Below are 22,079 nucleotides of genomic sequence, written 5' to 3'. Positions count from 1 at the left end.
TTTAAAATAACTGGGTTGCCCAGTTCCAAAATTTACTGAAACTTCCAGCTTCCTCACTCTTTTTCTCTTTCACTGTTTCTAAGTTTACCATTTTATCCTTATCACTAACTGTTTGTTCTTCTGATGGGACTATAGGTATAACAGGTTCATTGGACAGATCAATACTGTTTGTTACTGTCGGTTCTTCATTAGTATGACGGACTCTTTTATTGACATCAATCTCATAAGGGGTATAAGGAGAAGCAGAGTAGATAACCAGCCCGACTGCACTTGCATATTCCGGACCGCGCAGTGAGTCAAAAAGACCGTTCATCTCAATAGGTTTTGCCAAACGAACAGGGACAGAACCAAAGGTTGCTACTGCCAGGTCCCGTATGCCGTCCATTTTTGAAAAACCGCCTGTGAGGACTATACCTGCTCCAATCTGCTCTTTAAGCCCACTGTTTTCTATAAACTGCGCAAGTATCATTAATGTCTCTTCAACTCTTGCAAATATAACATTGTGGACAACTTCCAAAGAGACTTCATGTGTAGAGTTCTCATCTCCGATAATAGGAAGCTCTATTAAATCATTGCTTGGTGTGAGCAGTGAACCGTAGGTCAGTTTTACTTTGTCCGCAACATTAAGCGGTGTATGCAGTGCCATGGAAAGGTCACTTGTGACATGGTTTGAACCAACACCCAAAAATTCATTGTAGCGAATTGAATTGCCTGAGTGAATTGCAATGTTGCTTGTGTTGCCACCCATATCTATAACTGCGGCACCTAACTCTCTTTCATCTTCATTGAGTGTTGCGATGGCTGAAGCATAACTGTTAAGGACTACATTTTCCACCTCGACACCAGCTCCTCTGACAGCTTTTTTAAGGTTGTTCAGGTTTGATTTTTGTGTCGTTATAATGTGTGTTTCAACCTCAAGTCGTGAAGCATTCATTCCAAGCGGGTCTTCTATGTAATCCTGATCATCTACTTTAAAGTTAAAAGGCAGGGCATGCAGAACTTCGTATTCGTTTGGTATATTGGCGTTATACAAAGAAGTATGCATAACACGTTTTATCTCTTCAAAGGAGATCTCCTTTGATTGAATGTTTACAATACCGTTTGAGTTAAGGCTTTTTGTGTAGGCTCCGGATATGGAAACAATTGCAGTGTTAATGTTACTGCCTGATACCCGTTTTGCATCTTCAACTGCTGTTTTTATACTTCTTGAAGCAAGTTCAATGTTTGTTATGCTTCCCTTTTTTAAACCCTGTGCTTTTGTTGTGCCTGCACCGGTTATTGAGATTGTATGATTATTGTCGATTTCTGCAATGATTGCACAAATTTTTGTTGAACCTATATCTATGGCTAAAACAGTTCTACTCAATTTAGAGTCCTTGAATATAAATCTCAGTTTGGTACTTGTTTTGAAGCGTTTTTATAAGCCCTTCGTTAAACAGAGTATTTTTTAATTTTGCGACAGTGTCGCTAACATCGTTGTTTTTATTTGTAAGCAGTTTTTGTTCCAAAATGTTGTATAAAACAACTTTTCCGTTATTCAGAGCGATAGAAGATCTTTTTTTATCACTCACAAACAGTTTTTGTAAGAAATCAGCAGCTTCTTGTTTGCTCAGAGGTGCCAACTTGTCTACAGAAGTCACAGTAAGAAAATCAGAAGTTTTGCCTATAAAAGTATTTACAGAATCATTGACAAGTTTCATTAGCTTTTCTTTTTTCATTTGTGTTATATAGAGTGGTAAAATTTCTGCTTTTGCTTCTTCAAATGATTTTGGTTTTGCAGGTATTATTTTTGTTAACTCAAAAATATAGTATGTTCCGTTGATATTTATCGGTTTTGTATATGGTTTCGTCAGTGCCAGTTTGGAAATTGTATCGAGTGTCTGCACATTGAACGGATTGTTTGATTTTGAGATTTGCGCACTTTGCGGTTTTATACTTTCTTGAAGCTTGTTCTTTTTAAATGCTATATATGTTCGTAAGGCTTTGTCTTTCATCGCTTTTGCATTGAGCTCACTGAGAACTTTTTCTTTAGCTGCCTCAAGAGGTAAAATTTTACCGTCACTGCCTTTGAAATGTGTTCTGTTTTCTTTGTAGTATGTCGCAATCTCTGTATCACTGAATTCTTTTGTTACAGGGGCTACCTTGATAAAATTAACCTCGTAAACAACATCATTCATAAAATTGTTTTTCTGTTTTTGCCAAAACTTTTTTAATGCTTCATTGTCTACGGAAACCTGAATGTCGTCAAGTGTAAGGACTTTATAGTTTATTTTGTCTGCGATATTAAAAATCGTGTTTAAAATATTTTCTTCATTTTTTGATGTTTTTACAGGAAGAAGTTTCAGGGTTTTTTGTATAAGAAGTTCTTTTCGCAACTCGGTTTCATACTCTTTGATACTCAGTCTGTTTTGGGAAAGAACAAGTTTGTATGTCTCTTTGTCGAATGCTCCGTTTTTATAAAAAGCTTTTTGCTGTTTGAGTGCTTCAATCATCTCTTCATCACTTACAATAAGATCATATGACTGTGCAAGATTGATAAGCAGTGCCTGCTGTATCAACTGTTGGAGTGCCTGTTTGTCCAATCCGAACTGTTTTGCTTTTTCTTCATCAAAGTTTCCCTGAAACATTTGATTATACTGTGCATAAAGACGAGAATAGGTTTTTTGCAGTTCACCGTTTGTAATTTCAACATTTCCCACTTTTGCAACAGCACCTGCTTTGTTGCCATAGCTGTATTGCCCCCAGCCGACAAAGCCTGCTCCAACAAATGCTATTGTTGAAATCCATATAGTTATAATAAGCCATTTCTTATGTCTTTGCATCCATGTAATCATATAATAAAAACCTTGTTTGTGATATTGTTTGATATTCTATGTAAATTCGTATTAAAACTTGATAAAGAGAGAAAATAAAAGGTATAATTTGCCTATGAAAAACAATGAATTGAAAAACAGAGACCTGGATGTCCTTTGGCATCCGTGTACACAGATGAAAGACCACGAAACGCTGCCGCTTATTCCGATTAAAAAAGCACACGGCATTTACCTGGAAGATTTTGAGGGGAACAGGTATATAGATGCTATCAGTTCCTGGTGGGTAAACATGTTTGGACATACGAATGAATATATTAATTCAAAAATAAAAGAACAGCTTGATACTTTAGAACATGTTATCCTGGCAGGTTTTACACATGAGCCGGTTATAAGACTCTCAGAACGTCTTGTAAAACTAACACCGGCTAACCTGGATAAGTGTTTTTACTCAGATAACGGTTCTTCTGCTGTTGAGCTTGCTTTGAAGATGAGTTATCATGCACATTATAATGACGGAAAGAAAAAATCTCTTTTTGTCTCATTGAGCAACTCATACCATGGAGAAACCATAGGTGCTTTGAGTGTCGGAGATGTGAAACTTTACAAAGAGACCTATGAGCCTCTTTTGATTAAAACAGTTCAGACACCGGTTCCGGTTGACATGAGTGAGACGGCAGCTGTAGAAGCAGCGCAGAAGTTTGAAGAACTGTGTCAGGAAAAAGCATCGCAAATCAGTGCTTTGATATTAGAACCTCTTATACAGGGTGCAGGCTATATGCATATGTACCATGCAAAGTATCTGGTGCTTGTTCGGGAAATATGTACAAAATATGATATTCATCTTATAGCCGATGAGGTAATGGTTGGTTTTGGAAGAACAGGAGAACTTTTTGCCTGTGAAAAAGCAGGAATTTCACCGGACTTTCTTATTCTTTCAAAAGGCTTGACGGGTGGATATTTACCGCTTTCTGTGGTGCTGACTTCCAATAACATATATGCAAAATTCTACTGTGACTACAATGAACACAAAGCTTTTTTACACTCTCACTCCTATACAGGGAATGCCTTAGCCTGTGCCGCTGCAAATGCAACGCTTGATATTTTTGAAAATAACAATATTATTGCAAAAAACAAAGAGCTTGCAGAGTATATGTCACAAAAACTGCAGAAATTTTTACAATTACCAAACGTATCGCAAATCAGACAGACAGGTATGGTGTGTGTGGTAGAGTTACAAGGGTATGATGCGAAAGAGAGAATAGGGCTGAAGGTATATGAGTATGGATTGCAACATGGTGTTTTACTGCGCCCGCTTGGACATATAGTCTATTTTATGCCGCCTTATGTCATCACAAAAGAAGAGATAGATATTATGATGGATACGGCATACGAAGCTATAAAAAATCTTTAATTATAATCGCAAAGAGTCTGTGACTCACCTAACATAAGCAGTCGACAGCTCTTTTCCAAAATGGCAAGTTTTTTTGCCATTTCATGCATATCTCTGCTGTATGCATAAACCCCATATCCGCGAATCACCATTAGATTTGTCTTTTTTGTTTGAAAATACAAGATAATTTCACTTTGTGCTCTTTCATACCAGTCTTCAAATTGTTTGGGATCAATTATTTCCACCAAGCCTATCTCTGTATATCCAAAATAATCTTTTGGGATGATAATGTTATGTTCAAGCGAATAGGCTGTAGTAAATTGTGGCATACTGAAGCATATAAATTTTGCTTCTGAAATATGCGAATAGATACCCTGATGAATATTGGCGTCTATACTTGCCTGTTTCCATCTGTAGTCCTGTTTGAAAGACAACTCTATAAGACTTTCTTCGTTGATGTTGTCAAATATAGCCTCTTTTGTGTTGATGATAAAGCGGCTTTTGTCTGTTTTGGAAGATATTGAACCGTGATATATGCCAAAAAAATCTTTTCTAAACATGGAAAGAGCCAGTGATGAGAGTTGATTTTTCAGGCGTGTTTTATTCATAAGGGTTACTTAAACCAGTTTTTCATTTTGTCTATCACTGAATCCAAAATGCCTTCATGAGGTTTTGATTCTATGCCAAAAGAGTCTTGAATTTTGTCCAAAAGTTCTTTTTGTTCATCAGTCAGTTTTTTAGGATACTGAATGTTGATCACAGCGATTAAATCACCTTTTCCGTGTCCGTGGACATCTTCTATCCCTTCACCTCTAAATACATACCGTTGTTTGTCTTTTGTTCCGATGTCAAGTTTTAGCTCAAGTTCACCTGTTAAAGAAGGTATTGTCAGGGTATCCCCTTTAACGGCTTGAGTGAAAAATACCGGAATTTCAATATATACATCGTTGTCGTCTCTTATAAAATGTTTGTCTGGTTTGACTTCAAATGTTACATAAAGGTCGCCACGGTTTCCTTTTTTTCCAATATTTCCTTTTCCTGAAACGCGTAAGCGGTTCCCGCTGTCAATACCTTTTGGCACAGAGATGGTAATAGTCTCTTTTACCTCTTCATAACCCTTGCCATGGCATTTTCTACATTTGTCTGCAGCTGAACTGCCTGTTCCGTTACATACCGGACAGGTTTGAGAAAAGGTCATAAAGCCCTGTTTCATATAGATTTGCCCCTGTCCTTTACATTGCGGACATGTTGAGAGTTTGCCGTCTTTTGCTCCTGTACCTTTACATGCTTCACAGGCTTTTTTGTAGGTATATTTTATCTCTTTCTCACAGCCAAATACAGCCTCATTAAAATCAATGACAATATCAACATTCATGTCAAGCGGATATTTGTCCATATCGGCAGGATTCTGACGTCTTGCGCGTCCGCCGCCAAATCCGCTGAACATCTCTTCAAACATAGATCCCAAATCATCAAAACTTGAAGAAGAACGGCTGCCTCCACCCATTCCCTGCAGACCCTCTTTGCCGTAACGGTCATAAATACTGCGTTGCTGGTCATTGCTCAAACACTGATAGGCTTCATTAATAAGCTTAAATTTATGTTCTGCCTCTTTATCTCCAGAGTTTTTATCCGGATGATATTTTTTTGCCAAAGTCCGGTAAGCTTTTTTGATAGTTGCCTTATCTGCATTTTGTGATACTTCTAAAATCTCATAATAGCTTAAATGTTCCATTATAATAAAATCCTATTTAAATATTTTTTTGAAATTATACCCATTTTGTAGTTTAAAAAAAAATAATTAGATGATATAATGCTGTTTATGAAACAAACAACTCTTTTTTTCCTGATGATGACACTTTTTTTAGGGTGTAGCAAACATACACAGTCACTACAGCCAAGTAAAATAAAAAATGTAAATTTTACCAAAACATCCTTTGCAAAACTTCCCGGATTTCAAGAACAAGATTATGATGAATTTTTAAATAATTTTATAAACAACTGTAAAAGCAGACAGGGACAAAAAATCTATAAAAATTTATGTCAAAAAGCCTTACATGTAACAGATGCAAAACAGTTTTTGCTCAATAACTTCACACCTTACTCCATAGCTGACAAAAGCGGAAACAAAGAGGGATTGTTAACCGGCTACTATGAAGCACGGATATACGGTTCTCTTTATAAGAGTGATACCTACAAATACCCGATTTATGCAACACCGAAGGATCTGGTTGTTGTAGATTTGAGTGCTGTATATCCAGAACTCAAAAACTACAGGCTTCGAGGGAAGATACACAACAACAGACTGGTTCCTTATTACAGCCGCAAAGAAGCAAAACTGAATGATTTAAATGCCTCGGTCATTTGCTACTGTGATTCCAAAATAGACAGATTTTTTCTACAGGTACAGGGCTCAGGAAAGGTAATCTTGGACGATAATTCGACAATGTATATAGGATATGAAAACCAAAATGGCTATAAATATAAGTCAATAGGAAAGTATTTGGTGCAAAAAGGAGAAATTTCTTTGCAAAACATCTCTTTGCAGAGTATCCGTAAATGGCTGGAGGAGCATCCCTCTCAGGTCGATGAGATACTTGATTATAATCCCTCTTTAATCTTTTTTGTAAAAAGAGACAAAGGGGCAACAGGTGCATTAGGGTTACAACTTCGAGAGAAAAGTTCTCTTGCAGTTGATAAAAAATATATTCCGTTAGGAAATATGCTATACTTATCATCAAATTTAGGAAAAGAAAAATTTAATAAAATTGTTTTTGCACAAGACACAGGTGGCGCTATTAAAGGTCCGCTGAGAGCTGATTTGTTTTTGGGCAGTGAAGAAGATGCATTGAAAATTGCCGGACAACTGCAATCACCGTTACAACTATGGTTGTTTGTGCCAAAAAGAAAAGAAGTGGATAAATGAACAATTCATTGGAAAAGTTTAACAGACTTGTTGAGGCACTCGGTGAGTTGCCGAGTATAGGAAAAAAGTCGGCGACAAGACTGGCGTATCACATGATTATGAATGATACCTTTGTAGGCATGAAAATAGCACATGCTATTGAAGATGCCCTGGGGAGTCTGAAAAAATGCAAAGAGTGTGGTGGCATGAGCGAAGATGAACTGTGTCATATCTGCTGTGACGAGACACGCGACACCTCCTTATTGTGCATAGTTGAAAATGCTAAAGATATTTTGCTTTTGGAAGAAAATGGTCTGTTTGACGGAAAATATTTTGTTCTGGAATCACTCGAAGAGTTAAGTATGGCACATCTTGAAACTATTGTACAAAATGGAATAAGAGAAGTGTTGTTTGCGCTTACACCCTCAATAGCAAATGATGCCGTCATTCTGTATATAGAAGACAAACTTGGCATATATGATTTGAATTTTTCTAAAATAGCACAGGGTGTTCCGACAGGAGTCAGTTTGGAAAATATAGATTTGTTGTCACTGACAAGGGCTTTGGAAGACAGGGTGAGAGTATGATGAAAGTTTTTATATTTTTGTATATAGTGTTAGGTTTAGGCTATCTACAGGCATCAGAAGAAATAGATGCAACAAAAAGTAAAATTAATATTGAGAATATTACAAATGATACTTCAAAAGAGAATATGCAAAAATGGTTAGACAACTCTTTTGGACTTCATCCCTATAAAGCAAATTACATCTTACCTTTTGGAATTGCAAATAAAACATATATAAACCGGAAATTAGAACTTGTAAAATATAAGAAATATGAAGCTGAACTTCAAGTAAGTTTGCAGCTTGAAGTGTATAAAAATCTTTTTGGACTTGGTGAAAAATATTCGTTAGCCTATACACAACAGGCTTTTTGGCAATTGTATGTAACATCATCTCCGTTTCGGGAAAATCTCTACAATCCTGAAGCTTTTGTTGTTTTTCCTATCAGTGATAAAACATCAATATTTCAAATGCGTTCAGTGAAATTTGCCTTGGCTCATAAATCAAATGGATTGCCAGATACAGGAGATATACAAGAATTTAATGGTTTTAATCTTTCAAAAAGTATCAATTATTTTTACACAACATTACGCCTTCAGCATACAACATTGATTACAGATCTTACTTTTTTAGCTCCTTTACCAGGAAGTGCCAACTTAAGTGATAATCCTGATATCATGAAATATCTGGGATATACAAAAGTAAAATTTACCTATTTCTACCATAAGCATATGTTGAGTCTCATGTTGCGTGGAAATATAGATAGCCTTAGAGGAACATTTTTGGCAACTTATTCTTATCCTTTACGAAGGGATAAATCATATTTGTATATTAAGTTTTTTAGCGGCTATATGGAATCTTTAATAGATTATAATCAAAATATTACAAAACTCTCCATAGGTTTTAGTTTCTCTCGATAAATTTAGTAAAAAAAGCTTTTTTGCATCTCCTTTTTTATAGCTTCTTTGTCTAGTTCAAAGTTGCAAAAAAGCTCATTTGCCAATACTCCCTGTCCCAACAGCATGTCTGCACCGTCTTTACATGTAAGGCCTTTTTCTTTGGCAAGTTGCAAGAAGGGAGTAGTTCTACCATATATGGCATCTGCAACATAACGAGTGTTTTGCAAAGCAATTTCAATTATCTCTTTTGGTGCAGGTAGATTTTCATCTTTGAGACCGGCACTTGTTGTATTGATAACCAAGTCATACTGACTGGGCTGAAAGTTATCCCATGTATAACATTCACAGTCAAGTTTTTCAAAGTATGTAAGGCGTGCTTTGCTTCTGTTGAGTATGCTTACATGTAATCCTTCTTCTAAGAATTTTTGTACAAGAGCTTTTGCTGTGCCACCTGCACCAAGTACCAAAATATTTTGTATATTTTGAAACTCATTTATGGCATACATAAATCCATCGGCATCTGTGTTGTAGCCGATAAGTTTTCCGTTTTCATTTATAAGTGTATTGACAACTCCGATTTTTTTTGCAAAACCCCGAACTTCATCACAGGCAGCATAGGCACTCTCTTTGTGCGGCACTGTGACATTGGCACCACTTAGACCTAGAGAAAAAAAAGTTTCTTTCAATTTTGCACCATTTTGGAGTAATGTACGCGTATAACAAGCTTTATAGTTAAGGTTTTTAAAAACACTGTTATGCATAAGAGGGCTACGAGAGTGTGCAACAGGATTACCAAAGATAGAAAAAATTTTATTCATAATTTTTTTCTTCCATATCTAAATCTTCAAGTGAGTGAATGAGCGCACCCAGTTTATTGTTTACTTCAAGATACTCAAGCTCTTTTATGCTGTCCGCAACTATGCCTGCACCTGCCTGGAGGACTACCTTGTCTTCTTTTACAAGGGCTGTTCGTATGGCGATTGCACTGTCCATATTCCCGTCAAACCCGAAATATCCGACACTGCCGCTGTAAAAACCGCGTTTTAAGCCTTCATACTCGGCTATAAGTTCCATAGCGCGAATTTTGGGCGCACCGGTCATAGTCCCTGCTGTAAATGTTGCCATAAACAGATCAAACATATCTTTGTCATCATCGAGTGTTGCCACCACATCAGAAACAATATGCATTACATGGGAAAAACGCTCTATATGCATAATGTCTTCCACTTTGACTGTTCCTGTTTTGGCAACCCGACCGACATCGTTTCTGCCAAGGTCTATAAGCATTAAATGTTCAGCCAACTCTTTTGGGTCTGCGAGCAGTTCTTTTTCAAGTTCTTTGTCTTTTTGTTTTGTAGTTCCGCGTTTTCTTGTACCGGCAATTGGGCGAAGCAGGAGTTGTGTATCGGTGAGTCTCACCATAACTTCAGGCGATGAGCCGACGATACTGAAATTTTCATACTCCATTAAAAACATATAAGGGGAGGGGTTTTTTGTACGAAGAATACGATAAAAACTAAAAGGGTGTACTTTTATATGTCTTGTAAAACGATTTGTCATCAAAATTTGAAAAACATCACCGCTCTTAATCATCTCTTTTGATTTGTCTATCATGGCAAAGAATTTTTCTTTTGTATGGGCAAAGCTTCCTTTGTCCTTTCCAATGTTAAAAACTCTGTGTTTGTAAGTATATGTGCCTTTTAAATCATCTTCAATGGCCTGAAATTTCTCACTGTACTCTTTGAGTGTTGAAATAAGTGTAATCTGATGATTTTTATGCGAATAGACAAGGACAAGTTTTGGCAAAATCAGGTCTAAGTCCGGAGTGTTTAATTCATCTTTGAGCTTGTCCATGAATGACCGAAGTTTTGGCTCAAAAACTTTCACCATATCATAACCGATATAGCCTATAAACCCATCCACATAGCCGACATTTAGTTCTTTTGTGGCATTTTTATATTCATTGATATCTATATTTTTATAATACTCTTTTAAAAAGGAAAAAGGATTTTCTTTTTTAATGTGTTTTGTACCGTTTTTGTCTGTATAGACTGTTTTGTCGTCTATATACTGTAAGCGTTCTCTTGCGCCTATACAGATAAAACTGTAGTTCCCTTCACTCTGTCCGGCACTTTCAAAAAGGTAGGATACTTCCTCCTTGAAAAATTCTTTGAGTTTTGAATAAACGGCAATAGGTGCCAGCTGATCTTGTGTAAATTGTTTAGAATATATCAAGATTACCCTTGTAAAATTATAATTTTACTAAAAATGCACCCGGCTCAATTTTGGCACGAATAACACGTTTAGCATTATTTGCTTCTTTTTGTGTTTTAAATGGTCCAATCAATACTTTGTTAAGCGTTTTTGAATTGACTGTAACTTTATGATATCTATATTTATAGCCTAAATTCGTAATAGATTTTAGGAATTTTTTATTTGGTTCATATTTTGAAAAAGATCCCACCTGTATATAATACTTTACCTTTGATGTTTCATGAGGTTTTTGTGTCACTTTTTTGGTTTGAGTCACTACTTTTTTCTGTGGTGCAGCAACTGTTTTGTGTTCTTGTTTACTCTCTTGTTTGAGTTTTTGTGCGATTTTGTCCAAATCTTCATCAACAGAATTATTTTCCTGTATGACATCCACTTCTTCAAAAAGAGGTTCTTCAGGTGTTTCCTGTGTAAGAGTTTTGGCTTGAGGTTCCGGCGGCAGTATAGCCTGAGGTAAATTGTCTGTACCCTTGGAATTAAGTGAATTCATAAGCATAACAACTACAATGAGAATAATTCCCAGTGTAGCAACAGCGAGAATTATTTTTTTATTTGAGCTGGATGAGCCGTTTTTATTCAGGACAATATCACTTAGTTCATTCTTATCATTCATACTATTATACCCTCAGTTTTTTATTTGTTCTATGATACCAAAAATAACCTAAAGAACAAAATCACATATGCTTCGACCACGAAGCGCCTCTCTCTTTTGCATAGACTTCATAAGGAAGTGTCAAAATGTTGTATTCATCAGGCAAATCATTTGTCGGAAACATTCTCCACTGTTTTGGCTGTTTGGCAGCCAGCTTCATACTGATCATTTTGCCAAGCTGTATAGCTTCTTGCAGTGTTGTATGCCCTTTGTGGATATAGAGATGCAAATGCCCTTTGGTCTTCGTTTCATAGGCTGTAAAGTTGATAAAACCCTCTTCTCGTAAAAGGAGCTGTGCTTTGTGATAAAATCTTTCAGGATCTCTGCCGTTATAATCAATCACTATATTCTCAACAATCCCTTTTTTGTCCACAATCGAATGGGCGACAGTTATTTCACCTTTTATATGTTTGTTGATCACAGACTGGTTTAAAGGTGCATTGACTTTTTCAAATTTATTGTAAAAAGTACGCCCTTTAAAAGTGATTTTGTTCACTACCGTATCTCTTTTGATCCAGTAGTGGTCACTTACCATTTTTATAAGTTTTAAATCCATGGCAGTCATGTAGGAACCTTAATATGTTGGTTGGTTGTATATTACAAAATTTTGTGCAAGTTCTTTGAGTTCTTCTTTTATTTTTGCCTGAAGTTCAGTATTGTTGATATCATCCAAAACATCTGCCATTTTATTTGCGATGAGTTCAAACTCTTTTTCTTTCATACCGCGAGATGTCAGTGCCGGTGAACCAATGCGAATACCTGATGTTACGAAAGGGCTTCGTGTCTCTCCGGGAACAGTGTTTTTATTGACAGTAATCCCTGCATTTCCCAGTGCAGCATCAGCATCTTTTCCGGAAATCTCTTTGCCTACAAAACTGACAAGCACTAAGTGGTTGTCTGTTCCGCCACTTACAACATCATAGCCGCGTTTCATAAGTACATCAGCCAATACAGAAGCATTTTTCTTTACCTGTTTCGCATAGTCTTTCCACTCTGGTGCAAGGTTGTGTTTAAAACCAACTGCTTTTGCAGCGATTACATGTACAAGCGGTCCGCCTTGAAGCGCCGGGAAAATAGCAGAGTTTATCTTCTTTGCTATATCCTCATCGTTCGTCATAATCATACCGCCGCGAGGTCCTGCAAGTGTTTTGTGTGTGGTTGTTGTTACTACATGCGCGTGAGGGAATGGACTAGGATGCTCACCTGCGGCTACCAAACCTGCAATGTGTGCAATGTCGGCAAAAAGAATTGCACCTACTTCATCTGCAATTTCACGAAATTTTTTAAAGTCGATTTCACGAGCATACGCAGAAGCACCACAAACGATTATTTTAGGCTGTACAATTTTAGCGATATCTAAAACTCTGTCATAGTTGATGCGTCCGTCAAGTTCAACACCATAGGTGAAACTGGAGTAGTTTTTCCCTGAAAAACTTGGTTTGGAACCATGTGTCAAGTGTCCGCCATGGCTTAAATCCATACCTAAAAGTTTGTCACCTGCTTTTAAAAGTGCCGCATAAACAGCTCCGTTTGCCTGTGATCCTGAATGTGGCTGCACATTTGCATATTTGCACCCAAAAAGTTTACAGGCTCTGTCTATCGCCAGTTGTTCTACGCTGTCAGCATATTCGCATCCGCCATAGTAGCGTTTTGCCGGATACCCTTCAGCATATTTGTTTGTAAATACCGAACCCATAGCTTCCATTACTGCCGGAAGTGTGAAGTTTTCACTTGCTATCATTTCCAGATGGTTAGTCTGTCTCTCTAACTCTTTTTCGCACAAGTTATAAACTTCTTCATCGTACTCTTTTAAAAAACTCATGGTGTCAAAATCCTTGTAAAAATTAAAAATATATTTATTGTACTGAAAATATAATAATATTGTTCTGAATCACTGAGCTTACGCACTAAAGATAAACTTTAAGTTTGTCTGTGCAATAATGATGAAAGATTTCAATATAAAGGTGTTAATATGAGAAAGTATGAAACATATAGATGTAATAAATGTGGAAATATTGTAGAACTGCAGGCAGTCGGAGGAGGAGAACTACATTGTTGTGGTGAGGCAATGGAAATGATTACGCAAAATCTTACTTTAGTCAATCTTATGAAAGCGTTTGCCGGAGAATCTCAAGCCCGAAACAAATATGAATTTTATGCAAAAGTAGCACAAAAAGAAGGATACCGAGATATAGCTGCCCACTTTCAAAGAGCGGCAAACAATGAAAAAGAGCATGCAAAATTAGAATTTGCCCTGCATAACAGACTCAAAAACAACAGTGAAGAGAGTTTTGGCAAGACAATGGAAAACCTTCAGGATGCCATTAACGGTGAGCATTATGAAAATTCTGATATGTATCCGGATTTTGCAAAAATTGCCAAAGAAGAGGGTGATAAAGAAGCCGCTGCACTCTTTAGCGCCATAGGAAAAGTAGAAGTGGAACATGAGAAAATGTATAAAATGCTTTTAGACAGACTCACATCCGGACATGAATTTGAGAGTGATGAAGAAGAAGCATGGATATGTGAAGTGTGCGGGCATGTTCATTATGGAAAAAAACCACCGAAAAAATGTCCTGTGTGCAAACATCCACAGGAATATTTTTCAAGACTGCTTGAAATCAAATAGGTCTCAAAGAGTATGAAGGTTAAAAGACTATCGCTTCATATACATAGAGCGTTGCATCTTTGCAATGCTCGGGTGCAATTCCCGCTTTTTCCACACAACAGCTTCTGATAAACTGTTCTTTATCCCATCCCATATCTGTTGCAACCTGCGGTAAATAGGTACCGTTTTTATTGCCGTATTCAATATATATTCCATGTTTGCCGACAATGACATCATCAACAGAGTTGACTTTTTTTCTGGGTGTGAGGACTGAAATTTCAATCTCTATATTGTCAAGTTCTTCTTTTGTGACAGGGGTAAAACGGGTGTCATACCGTGAAGCGGAAATTGCCATATCTATAATGACTTGATAAAGAGGTTCATCCGGTTCAAATCGTCCTATACAGCCTCTAAGTCTGCCGTTTTCTTTGAGCGTGACAAAAGCTCCCAAATGCAGTTTGAATTTTGGAGGTACTTTCTCTTCATCAAGAGCAATTTTTCGGTTATGTATAACAGCTTCATAAAGCGCTGCTTTTGCTATCTCTTTGAGTGCTTTTTTTTCTTCGTCTGTGAGGTAAAACTCATCTGTGTCCATAATAAAACTCCTTTGCAAATATATTTTACATATCTTTTACAAACTAATACTACACTTTATATATGAAAAACAAGATAAAATTACTAAAACAAGAAATTGCAAAAGGGGTCATCGGTCATGAAAACATGATTGATGCTCTGCTTATAGGACTTATTACAAACGGACATATACTGCTTGAAGGAGTGCCCGGTCTTGCAAAAACAACGGCTGTCAATGCCTTGTCAAAAGCATTGAGTCTGGATTTCAAACGTGTGCAGTTTACTCCTGATTTACTGCCATCAGACATTATCGGAGCAGAAATTTATGATGTCAAATCCGGAGAGTTTAAAATCAAACACGGTCCGGTTTTTACAAATTTACTTTTGGCCGATGAAATAAACAGAGCGCCTGCAAAAGTACAATCGGCACTCTTGGAAGTGATGCAGGAGAGACAGGTTACTATTGGTGATGAAAGTTTTAAAATCGAACCTCCTTTTTTGGTGCTTGCAACGCAAAATCCGATTGAGCAGGAGGGTGCCTATACTTTACCCGAAGCGCAGTTAGACCGCTTTATGTTTAAAGTAATTGTCGGTTATAACACAGAAGATGAAGAGTATCTAATAGCACAAAAAGCTGCAAATGAGACTTTTGAGTCCATTGAACCGGTTCTTTTGGCCAGTGAACTCGAAGAGATGAAAGAAGAGGTAAAAGCTGTTCATATCGAAGAAGAGCTGAGTGCCTATATAGTAAGACTGATCTTTGCAACAAGAGATCCGAAAAAATACGGTCTTGAAGAGTTGCAACGCTATATCGCTTTTGGGGCAAGTCCGCGAGCCACTATAAATATGCTCAAAGCCGTCAAAGCAAGAGCCTATTTAAGAGGAAATGATTTTGTCTCTCCCATAGATATTGCTCTGAGTATCAAAGATGTATTGCGACACCGTATCATTTTAAGTTATGACGCTATTGCAGAAGGGTTGAGCAGCGATGATATTATCCAAACAATCTTAGAATCTATAGAAATACCGTAACAGCATGCTAAAAACACTTTTGGAGTCCAATAAAAAACTTGCACTTATCCTTATCAAAACACAAAGGGAAGTCTTTAGTAAAATTGCAGGGGAAAATATTTCAAAAAAAAGAGGTGAGGGATATGATTTTCAAGAACTCAGAGAGTATGAAACCGGAGATGATATAAGGCATATTGACTGGATCATAAGTGCAAAAACTACAAAACCCTATGTGAAAGTTTTTCATCAGCAAAAAGAACTCAATGTGGTGATTGTTCCGTTTTTATGCGGTTCGCTTCATTTTGGAACTCGGACACTGAAAAAAGATTTACTGACTCAGATTTGTGTATTACTCAGTTACAGCTGTGTCAAGCAAAACAATCCCTTTGAGAGCTATATCTGCAGTGATACACTCTTTTTGTGTACGCAAAAGACAAAACAGCTCTTTGGTGTGAGAAGACTGGCAGAAAAGGTTGAGAGTTTCGATGTTCTTGGAAAAACTTTGGATTATTCGTACAGTACGCAGGCTCTTTACAGACAAATTCAAAGAAAGAGTATGCTGTTCTTAATCGGAGATTTTTTTGATACGCATGATTTAAATTTAATGGCATTGAGTCTGAAACATGAGATTGTACTTATTATTGTCCGTGACCGTTTTGAAGAAAATCCTGCAGAACTTGGAGAGTTGAATATTACCGACCCGGCTTTGGGTATGAGTGCAGAGATAAGCCTAAACAAAAACACGCTTCATTCGTATAGAAAAAAAATAGTACAAAATGATGAGATGTTGTATAAAAAACTGCAAACAGCAGGGGTTCGTTTTGTGAAAATTTACACAGATGAAGACCCGGCTGAAAAAATTATCGCTCTTATGGAAAAAGCATGAATGAAATAAATGACATTTTTGCTCCTGTAACAGTACCGGACAACTCTTTGTATCTATTGGTGTTTTTTATACTGCTTTTTCTTATACTGCTTTTTGCACTCTTTTATTTTTATAAAAAAAGAGTGCAAAAAAACAAAAGAGACGAAAAATATTACTTAAATATACTGCTGCATTCAAATTTTTATAATGCCAAACAAAGTGCGTATCTTTTTACCTATTATGGAAGAAAGCTGGCCAAAACACAGGAGCAGAAAAAAGAGCTTGAGCATATAATTTCACAGCTTTTTCTCTATAAATACCAGCAAAAACCTCTACAGATACCGCAAAAGCTGCACAAGGAAATAGAGAAGTTTTTAGACAGGCTAAGAGAATTCTATGCTTAGTTCCTTTCATTTTACATATCCGTTTTTTTTGCTGCTGCTTCCTTTGTTCGCTTTGAGTGCTTTGTTGTTCAAACGGGAAAAAGAATCTTTCTATATGCCGCATTTTTTGCAACTGTTCTCGCATGTTAAGAAGAGACACTATGTAAGAGAAATTTTAAAATGGTTTATGCTTACATGTATGACTGTTGCATTAAGCGATCCTGTTGTAGTAAAAAAAATAAAAGCACTCAAGAGCAATGCTGTTGATATTGTGTTGGCACTTGATACCAGCGGTTCTATGAGTACCTATGGTTTTAATGCAAAAAATTACAAACAAAGCAGACTTGATGTGGTGAAAGAGGTCGTGCAAAGTTTTATAGATATGAGAAAGAGAGACAGAATAGGTCTGGTCATTTTTGGGACAACGGCCGCTGTAGCCTCTCCTTTGAGTTTTGACAAAGAGGCACAAAAAAATATCGTGGGCAAGATTGAAGTGGGGGTTCTTGGAAAAAGCACAGCTTTGATTGATGCTGTCGTCTCTGCTGCAGAACTTTTGAGAAATTCAAAAAGTAAGTCAAAAATCATTATACTGCTGAGCGACGGAGAAGACTCTGCAAGTAAAATTCCGCTTGCATTTGCGCTGAAACTGGCAAAAAAATACGGCATAATAATTTATACGATAACCATAGACAAAAGTTACAGTAATATGATGAAGGTTATTGCCAATAAAAACGGTGCACAAAACTTTGAAGTGCAAAATAAAAAAGATTTGCTCAAAGTTTACAAACGCATTGATATGCTGCAAAAAAGTGAACTCGAGTACAATACTTTAGATGTAGAAGAACATATATATTTTTATTTTCTTCTGCTCTCGTTGTTGTGTGCAATCTTGCTTTTACCGCATGTAAAAAACAAAGGGGTGTTGTAAATGTTTTTTTTATATGATGATGTACTTTACCTCTTGGTTATTCCCGCCTTGCTCTTTGTTTTCTCTTTTAAAAAGGGAAAAAATACTCTTGAAAATGTTTTTTCTCAGGCAGTGATCAGAGAACTCACATTACATCCTCAGTGGCTACAGGCTTCTCTGCGCTACAGATATTTTTTACTTGTCATATCTTTGATGATAATCGCACTTGCCCGTCCTGTATATTTGAAACAAAATGCGCTGATACAACAGATGAGCAGTTCGGCTGTTATTGCACTTGATGTTTCAAAATCTATGAACGCATCAGATATTTATCCGAGCCGCTTGGTCTTAGCCAAAGAAAAACTTGTAAAACTCATCGAAAAAGCAGAGCATTTACATGTAGGAGTACTCTTGTTTGCTAAAAACAGCTATATGCTTTATCCTCTGAGTGAAGATACACAGGCTCTTGTATATATGCTTAAAAACGCTCAGATAAAGCAAAAATTTGAACCAAACACCAATCTCTTTGGCGTATTTGAGGCAAGTAATAAAATGCTGCGTACGGAAAAAACAAAAAATATAATTTTGCTGAGTGACGGCGGTGAAGATGTCACAAGAGTGGATGAAACTGCATATATAAGAAAAAATCACCTGAGGCTGTATGTCATCGATTTTGCATCAAAGTCAAATAATGGTTTGAAAAGTATGGTGCAAAAGAGTCATGGATATTATACAAAATATCAATGGGGAGAGGGCGACATAGAAAAAATTCTCAATGCCATACAAAAGAGTTCGCAAAAGATAATTGCCAATGCCTATGATATGAAACAGTATCAGGAACTGTTTATGTATCCTCTGGGGCTTGCATTGTTAATTCTCTATTTTGTTTTTATAGCGGGTTTGAAAAAAAAGCATACAGTTACACGGGCTGTGCTGTTTGGTCTGATACAGCTGACCTCTTTGAACGCGCCTGCAAATGCAGGTGTTTTCGATTTTATAACCCTGCAAAAAGCAGAGTCTTTTTATGCACAAAAGCAGTATGAACAAGCGATAGAATATTATAAAAAGCTCAAGCCGACAAATGAAGTGAATTACAATATCGCCAATGCTTTGTATAAAAAACGTGAATATCTGCAGGCAATAAAGTATTATAAAAAAGCACTTGGCAAAGACAAACTGTTCAATGCAAAAATTTATCACAATATCGGCAACTGTTATGTACAAATTGGTAAACTGGAACGGGCAAAGTCTCAGTTTGAGCACTCTTTGCAACTGCATGCTTTTGATGAGACAAAAAAGAATTTACAGATAACTACACAGGAGCTTAAAAAAAGAAAAAAACTCAAAAAGATTTTCAGCAGAGGCACGGCAAAAGTATGTTTTAAAAACAGGCTTGAACAAATGAATAATGATTACAAAGTCAGTTCAAAATACAAGATAAAACTGCAAAAACTGGTTTTGTCAGAGGAAGAAAAATGGATAAAAATAATACAAAAACAAAAAACTCCTGTTTTCTTGCAAAAAATCCGAACAAAAAGGAGTAGTAGTGACAGTAAAAAACCCCGGTAGTATGATTTTTCTACTCTTTTGTATTCCTTTGGAACTCTATGCATGGGTACAGACAACTGCACCAAAAGAGATTGTCAAAACAGAAACTTTGGAATTTCGCGTGGTTGCAAAAGGCTTTCATGTTACATTTCCGATGATAGAGTATATAGACGGGTATGTCGTGCAAAATGTGAAAACTCTCCATGAGGCAACGCTGATTCATGCGAAAAAAGCAGACAAAGTGACTAAAATTTACTCTTTGACACCGACCGAAGATGTTACATTACCTGCTTTTAGTATCAAAGTTGACGGCAAGGTTGAAAAGACACAGCCTTTACATGTAAAGGTGAAAAAACGCACACAGACACATTCACCGGATTATAAACTCAGTATGAACATCAGCAATACAACGCCGATGGTAGGTGAAAAATTTCTGTTACATGTAATGCTTGTCTCTAAAAATGTGGAAGATTATACTGTTGAGACACCCCGTTTCAATGACTTTGCACTGCAAGAAATCAGTGACAAAGAGTATGAAAACAACAAAGGCGAATGGGTCGAAGAGCTTAGCTATGAAATCATAGCCCAAAAAAGCGGTCCTTTTGTTTTGAATCCCATAAAAGCTGCAATAGAACTCTCAACCCCAAAATATGCAAAACGAAATATTTATTCTAATGCTCTGCGCTTGGAAGTGAAAAAAATTCCAAATAATCTTACTGTTATGGGCTCTTATAAGCTTAATGCAAGTGTGAATGTCAAACATGTCCAAAAAAATCAGCCGGTACAACTCACACTCTCTCTGCAGGGCGAGGGCAATATCAATAATTTTGATGATATAAACATAAGCATAGAAGGTGCAACCGTATATGAAAAAAGTACAAAAAAACTGCACCGGGGAGAAGAAGAAATTTATCAAAAAAGTTTTGAAATTGTTTCGGATAAAAACTTTACAATTCCCTCTGTTTCTTTAGAATATTTTGATATCAAGGAGCAAAGAGTAAAAGAGATAACAACACAGGCTTTTGCGATACATGTGGAAGATGCTGTGCTTGAAGAGAGAACAAAAAAGAAGCAAAGGACAACTATGATGGAAAAAGCAGTTTATTTTTTGTCGGGCGTATTTGTAACACTGTTTTTAGTTTACATGTATCAGGTACTGAAAAATACTAGAAAAACAGACAAACAAAAAAGAATCAAAAAAGAGTTGCAGAGTATTGGGGATAAAGAGAAGTTTTTGAAAAAAGTCGTACCTTATTTGGGAAAAAACAGATCATTGGACAGATTAGTGTATACTCTTGAAAATGTAGAAAATTCTGAATTTAAGCAATTGAAAAAAGAGATAATCAGATATATTTGTGAAGAAGATATTTTATAGCAACATTATGTTGCTATAAAACTAGTTTAAGTTCGGTTTAGGAGTTTTATTTGTTGAAGCAGGAAGCATAGGCATCATCATATGCGGTTTTTTCCCTGTCAGTGAACCCAGGAACGCTTCAATAGACTCAGCCTGGTTGTCCGTAATTTTCATCCCAAGTTGAATGCGTCCCATCTCTTTGATAGCATCTTTTAAGTTCCAAATCATACCATTGTGAAAGTAAGGTGCAGTCTCAGTAATGTTTCTAAGCGTCGGTACTTTTACCATGCCGTTTTTGTCACCTTTAAAGTCACCTACATTCATGTATTTGTATGTTGCTGCCACATTCAATACATTCATTTCACCACCAAGCGCTACACCGTTATGACAAGATGCACAACCGACTTGAATGAAAGTTTTCAGACCCTCTTTTTGTTTTGGCGTCATTGCTTCTTTGTAACCATTCATAAATGCATCAAACGGTGCCGGTGTTACAAGTGTACGTTCAAAATTTGCAATAGTGTCCGTAATTTTTTCAAAAGTGATTTTTACATTGTCACCGTATGCTTTTTTAAATGCTTTTACATATTGTGGCATAGATTTGACTACTTCTTCTATGTGTTCTTTTGTTGCTGCCATTTCAGGATGGGCAAGTGCCGGTCCCTGTGCCTGCTCTTCCAAATCTTTTGCTCGTCCGTCCCAAAACTGAGAGCCGAAAAACACTGCATTGTAAACTGTCGGTGCATTTAAGTGATGCGGGTTGTGTCTCCACATATGTCCTGTTGAAGGACCTACGCCGTCATCTCCACCTTCCATTAAATTATGACATGTGTTACATGAAATAAGACCACTGCGTGAAAGACGCGGATCCATATAAAGCTTTTCACCGAGTTTTACTTTTGCTTTTGTGATAGGGTTTTTCGGATTGTCTATCAGTTTTAAAAGCTCAGTTTGTGAACTCGGAATTGGCATAAGGCCTGCGTTTTTTGCATCTTGAACTAACGAAGATGCCATTAACGAAGCGGCTGTTAATGCTAGTACTGCGATTTTTTTCATTTTGTCTTCCTTCTAAATATTTATAGGTGTAGTATAACAGAACTAATCTTAAAGGAAAATAATTATCATTTAAAAAAGTTTATGGAATTTATCTTTCAAGCTGGGCTGAGAGTGGCAAAAAGCAGCAACAGTCGGCACTAAAGTACCGATTCCAAGAACAGGATATCGTTCGGAACCAGTGCTTTTAATACTAAAGCATGACTTAGAAAAACTAAATTTTTTTCTGTAGTGCGGGCTGAGAGTGGTATGGCAGAAAAAGAATGTTGTTCGGAACCCGTACT

The 22,079-nt window shown here is 36.8% G+C and carries 22 protein-coding genes; 11 read left to right on the top strand and 11 right to left on the bottom strand.

Annotated features, from left to right (window positions below; genetic code table 11):
- Position 1: 1 nt before the first annotated feature.
- Positions 2–1,366, bottom strand: a complete 1,365-nt coding sequence (gene ftsA / locus FJR45_RS07615; RefSeq protein ID WP_193150004.1) for a cell division protein FtsA — start codon at positions 1,364–1,366, stop codon at positions 2–4.
- Position 1,367: 1 nt separating this feature from the next.
- Entirely contained in the window at positions 1,368–2,834 is a 1,467-nt protein-coding gene (locus FJR45_RS07610; RefSeq protein ID WP_193150003.1) for a peptidylprolyl isomerase, read from the bottom strand.
- Between the two features lie 94 nt (positions 2,835–2,928).
- Here FJR45_RS07610 and FJR45_RS07605 point away from each other — a divergent pair, with 94 nt between their 5' ends.
- Positions 2,929–4,224 carry an adenosylmethionine--8-amino-7-oxononanoate transaminase gene (locus FJR45_RS07605; protein ID WP_193150002.1) on the top strand — a complete coding sequence of 432 codons (1,296 nt, stop codon included), beginning with the start codon at positions 2,929–2,931 and terminating at the stop codon, positions 4,222–4,224.
- Here FJR45_RS07605 and FJR45_RS07600 read toward each other — a convergent pair.
- Both FJR45_RS07600 and dnaJ read right to left on the bottom strand, forming a co-directional pair.
- Positions 4,221–4,811, bottom strand: coding sequence for a class II aldolase and adducin N-terminal domain-containing protein (locus tag FJR45_RS07600; protein ID WP_193150001.1), 591 nt, complete (start codon positions 4,809–4,811; stop codon positions 4,221–4,223). The genes FJR45_RS07605 and FJR45_RS07600 overlap by 4 nt on opposite strands.
- 5 nt (positions 4,812–4,816) lie before the next feature.
- Entirely contained in the window at positions 4,817–5,938 is a 1,122-nt protein-coding gene (gene dnaJ, locus FJR45_RS07595; RefSeq protein ID WP_193150000.1) for a molecular chaperone DnaJ, read from the bottom strand.
- A gap of 87 nt (positions 5,939–6,025) precedes the next feature.
- On the opposite strand from dnaJ, the gene mltA reads away from it, so the two are divergent.
- The 3 genes from mltA to FJR45_RS07580 are packed head-to-tail and all read left to right on the top strand — an operon-like array spanning position 6,026 to position 8,591.
- A complete protein-coding gene (gene mltA / locus FJR45_RS07590; protein ID WP_226966405.1) occupies positions 6,026–7,129 on the top strand; it encodes a murein transglycosylase A in 1,104 nt (367 codons plus the stop codon).
- Positions 7,126–7,695 (top strand): recombination mediator RecR, encoded by a 570-nt coding sequence (gene recR, locus FJR45_RS07585; protein WP_193149998.1) that lies wholly within the window; start codon positions 7,126–7,128, stop codon positions 7,693–7,695. Before mltA ends, recR begins: the two co-directional genes overlap by 4 nt.
- The gene (locus FJR45_RS07580) at positions 7,692–8,591 is read left to right on the top strand and encodes a phospholipase A (protein WP_226966404.1); all 900 of its coding nucleotides are present in this window, start codon (positions 7,692–7,694) and stop codon (positions 8,589–8,591) included. Before recR ends, FJR45_RS07580 begins: the two co-directional genes overlap by 4 nt.
- A 2-nt stretch (positions 8,592–8,593) precedes the next feature.
- Here FJR45_RS07580 and FJR45_RS07575 read toward each other — a convergent pair whose 3' ends face one another.
- The 5 genes from FJR45_RS07575 to FJR45_RS07555 all read right to left on the bottom strand — a co-directional run bounded on the left by FJR45_RS07575 (position 8,594) and on the right by FJR45_RS07555 (position 13,315).
- Positions 8,594–9,388 carry a shikimate dehydrogenase gene (locus FJR45_RS07575; RefSeq protein ID WP_193149997.1) on the bottom strand — a complete coding sequence of 265 codons (795 nt, stop codon included), beginning with the start codon at positions 9,386–9,388 and terminating at the stop codon, positions 8,594–8,596.
- A complete protein-coding gene (locus FJR45_RS07570) occupies positions 9,381–10,805 on the bottom strand; it encodes an anthranilate synthase component I family protein (protein ID WP_193149996.1) in 1,425 nt (474 codons plus the stop codon). Before FJR45_RS07570 ends, FJR45_RS07575 begins: the two co-directional genes overlap by 8 nt.
- Positions 10,806–10,821: 16 nt before the next feature.
- Positions 10,822–11,454, bottom strand: coding sequence for an SPOR domain-containing protein (locus FJR45_RS07565; protein ID WP_193149995.1), 633 nt, complete (start codon positions 11,452–11,454; stop codon positions 10,822–10,824).
- Between the two features lie 61 nt (positions 11,455–11,515).
- Positions 11,516–12,058, bottom strand: coding sequence for a DUF1882 domain-containing protein (locus FJR45_RS07560; protein ID WP_151900118.1), 543 nt, complete (start codon positions 12,056–12,058; stop codon positions 11,516–11,518).
- 9 nt (positions 12,059–12,067) lie between these two features.
- Positions 12,068–13,315 carry a serine hydroxymethyltransferase gene (locus FJR45_RS07555; protein ID WP_193149994.1) on the bottom strand — a complete coding sequence of 416 codons (1,248 nt, stop codon included), beginning with the start codon at positions 13,313–13,315 and terminating at the stop codon, positions 12,068–12,070.
- 150 nt (positions 13,316–13,465) lie between these two features.
- Between FJR45_RS07555 and rbr the strand changes: the two genes are divergently transcribed.
- Complete coding sequence (gene rbr, locus FJR45_RS07550) at positions 13,466–14,122, top strand: rubrerythrin (RefSeq protein WP_193149993.1); 657 nt, start codon at positions 13,466–13,468, stop codon at positions 14,120–14,122.
- Between the two features lie 19 nt (positions 14,123–14,141).
- On the opposite strand, the gene amrA is transcribed toward rbr, so the two are convergent.
- On the bottom strand, positions 14,142–14,696 hold the full coding sequence (gene amrA, locus FJR45_RS07545) for an AmmeMemoRadiSam system protein A (RefSeq protein ID WP_193149992.1): 555 nt from the start codon (positions 14,694–14,696) through the stop codon (positions 14,142–14,144).
- A 62-nt stretch (positions 14,697–14,758) separates the two neighbouring features.
- Here amrA and FJR45_RS07540 point away from each other — a divergent pair, with 62 nt between their 5' ends.
- The 6 genes from FJR45_RS07540 (at position 14,759) to FJR45_RS07515 (ending at position 20,763) form a co-directional block, all read left to right on the top strand.
- Positions 14,759–15,706 (top strand): AAA family ATPase, encoded by a 948-nt coding sequence (locus FJR45_RS07540; RefSeq protein WP_193149991.1) that lies wholly within the window; start codon positions 14,759–14,761, stop codon positions 15,704–15,706.
- A gap of 4 nt (positions 15,707–15,710) precedes the next feature.
- Positions 15,711–16,571 carry a DUF58 domain-containing protein gene (locus FJR45_RS07535; RefSeq protein WP_193149990.1) on the top strand — a complete coding sequence of 287 codons (861 nt, stop codon included), beginning with the start codon at positions 15,711–15,713 and terminating at the stop codon, positions 16,569–16,571.
- Entirely contained in the window at positions 16,568–16,954 is a 387-nt protein-coding gene (locus FJR45_RS07530) for a hypothetical protein (RefSeq protein ID WP_193149989.1), read from the top strand. The genes FJR45_RS07535 and FJR45_RS07530 overlap by 4 nt, the downstream gene beginning before the upstream one ends.
- Before the next feature lie 94 nt (positions 16,955–17,048).
- Positions 17,049–17,861 carry a vWA domain-containing protein gene (locus FJR45_RS07525; RefSeq protein WP_193149988.1) on the top strand — a complete coding sequence of 271 codons (813 nt, stop codon included), beginning with the start codon at positions 17,049–17,051 and terminating at the stop codon, positions 17,859–17,861.
- Positions 17,862–19,409 carry a vWA domain-containing protein gene (locus FJR45_RS07520; RefSeq protein WP_193149987.1) on the top strand — a complete coding sequence of 516 codons (1,548 nt, stop codon included), beginning with the start codon at positions 17,862–17,864 and terminating at the stop codon, positions 19,407–19,409.
- Entirely contained in the window at positions 19,387–20,763 is a 1,377-nt protein-coding gene (locus tag FJR45_RS07515) for a BatD family protein (protein ID WP_193149986.1), read from the top strand. Before FJR45_RS07520 ends, FJR45_RS07515 begins: the two co-directional genes overlap by 23 nt.
- Before the next feature lie 21 nt (positions 20,764–20,784).
- Here the strand turns inward: FJR45_RS07515 and FJR45_RS07510 are convergent, their stop codons facing one another.
- A complete protein-coding gene (locus FJR45_RS07510; protein ID WP_193149985.1) occupies positions 20,785–21,798 on the bottom strand; it encodes a cytochrome-c peroxidase in 1,014 nt (337 codons plus the stop codon).
- Between the last annotated feature and the right edge of the window lie 281 nt (positions 21,799–22,079).

The organism is Sulfurimonas sediminis, from assembly GCF_014905115.1.
Taxonomy (GTDB): Bacteria; Campylobacterota; Campylobacteria; order Campylobacterales; family Sulfurimonadaceae; genus Sulfurimonas; species Sulfurimonas sediminis.
Note: the sequence above shows the minus strand (reverse complement) of the source record. Positions and strands in the feature narration are given on the sequence as shown.

Bases quoted from the DNA above. Each gene is read 5' to 3' on its own strand.
- FJR45_RS07580 (WP_226966404.1), top strand. From the start codon at position 7,692: ATGATGAAAGTTTTTATATTTTTGTATATAGTGTTAGGTTTAGGCTAT.
- FJR45_RS07510 (WP_193149985.1), bottom strand. From the start codon at position 21,798: ATGAAAAAAATCGCAGTACTAGCATTAACAGCCGCTTCGTTAATGGCA.
- FJR45_RS07535 (WP_193149990.1), top strand. From the start codon at position 15,711: ATGCTAAAAACACTTTTGGAGTCCAATAAAAAACTTGCACTTATCCTT.
- FJR45_RS07565 (WP_193149995.1), bottom strand. From the start codon at position 11,454: ATGAATGATAAGAATGAACTAAGTGATATTGTCCTGAATAAAAACGGC.
- amrA (WP_193149992.1), bottom strand. From the start codon at position 14,696: ATGGACACAGATGAGTTTTACCTCACAGACGAAGAAAAAAAAGCACTC.
- rbr (WP_193149993.1), top strand. From the start codon at position 13,466: ATGAGAAAGTATGAAACATATAGATGTAATAAATGTGGAAATATTGTA.
- dnaJ (WP_193150000.1), bottom strand. From the start codon at position 5,938: ATGGAACATTTAAGCTATTATGAGATTTTAGAAGTATCACAAAATGCA.
- FJR45_RS07605 (WP_193150002.1), top strand. From the start codon at position 2,929: ATGAAAAACAATGAATTGAAAAACAGAGACCTGGATGTCCTTTGGCAT.
- FJR45_RS07600 (WP_193150001.1), bottom strand. From the start codon at position 4,811: ATGAATAAAACACGCCTGAAAAATCAACTCTCATCACTGGCTCTTTCC.
- FJR45_RS07555 (WP_193149994.1), bottom strand. From the start codon at position 13,315: ATGAGTTTTTTAAAAGAGTACGATGAAGAAGTTTATAACTTGTGCGAA.
- mltA (WP_226966405.1), top strand. From the start codon at position 6,026: ATGAAACAAACAACTCTTTTTTTCCTGATGATGACACTTTTTTTAGGG.
- recR (WP_193149998.1), top strand. From the start codon at position 7,126: ATGAACAATTCATTGGAAAAGTTTAACAGACTTGTTGAGGCACTCGGT.
- FJR45_RS07560 (WP_151900118.1), bottom strand. From the start codon at position 12,058: ATGACTGCCATGGATTTAAAACTTATAAAAATGGTAAGTGACCACTAC.
- FJR45_RS07610 (WP_193150003.1), bottom strand. From the start codon at position 2,834: ATGATTACATGGATGCAAAGACATAAGAAATGGCTTATTATAACTATA.
- FJR45_RS07525 (WP_193149988.1), top strand. From the start codon at position 17,049: ATGCCGCATTTTTTGCAACTGTTCTCGCATGTTAAGAAGAGACACTAT.
- FJR45_RS07540 (WP_193149991.1), top strand. From the start codon at position 14,759: ATGAAAAACAAGATAAAATTACTAAAACAAGAAATTGCAAAAGGGGTC.
- FJR45_RS07530 (WP_193149989.1), top strand. From the start codon at position 16,568: ATGAATGAAATAAATGACATTTTTGCTCCTGTAACAGTACCGGACAAC.
- FJR45_RS07520 (WP_193149987.1), top strand. From the start codon at position 17,862: ATGTTTTTTTTATATGATGATGTACTTTACCTCTTGGTTATTCCCGCC.
- FJR45_RS07575 (WP_193149997.1), bottom strand. From the start codon at position 9,388: ATGAATAAAATTTTTTCTATCTTTGGTAATCCTGTTGCACACTCTCGT.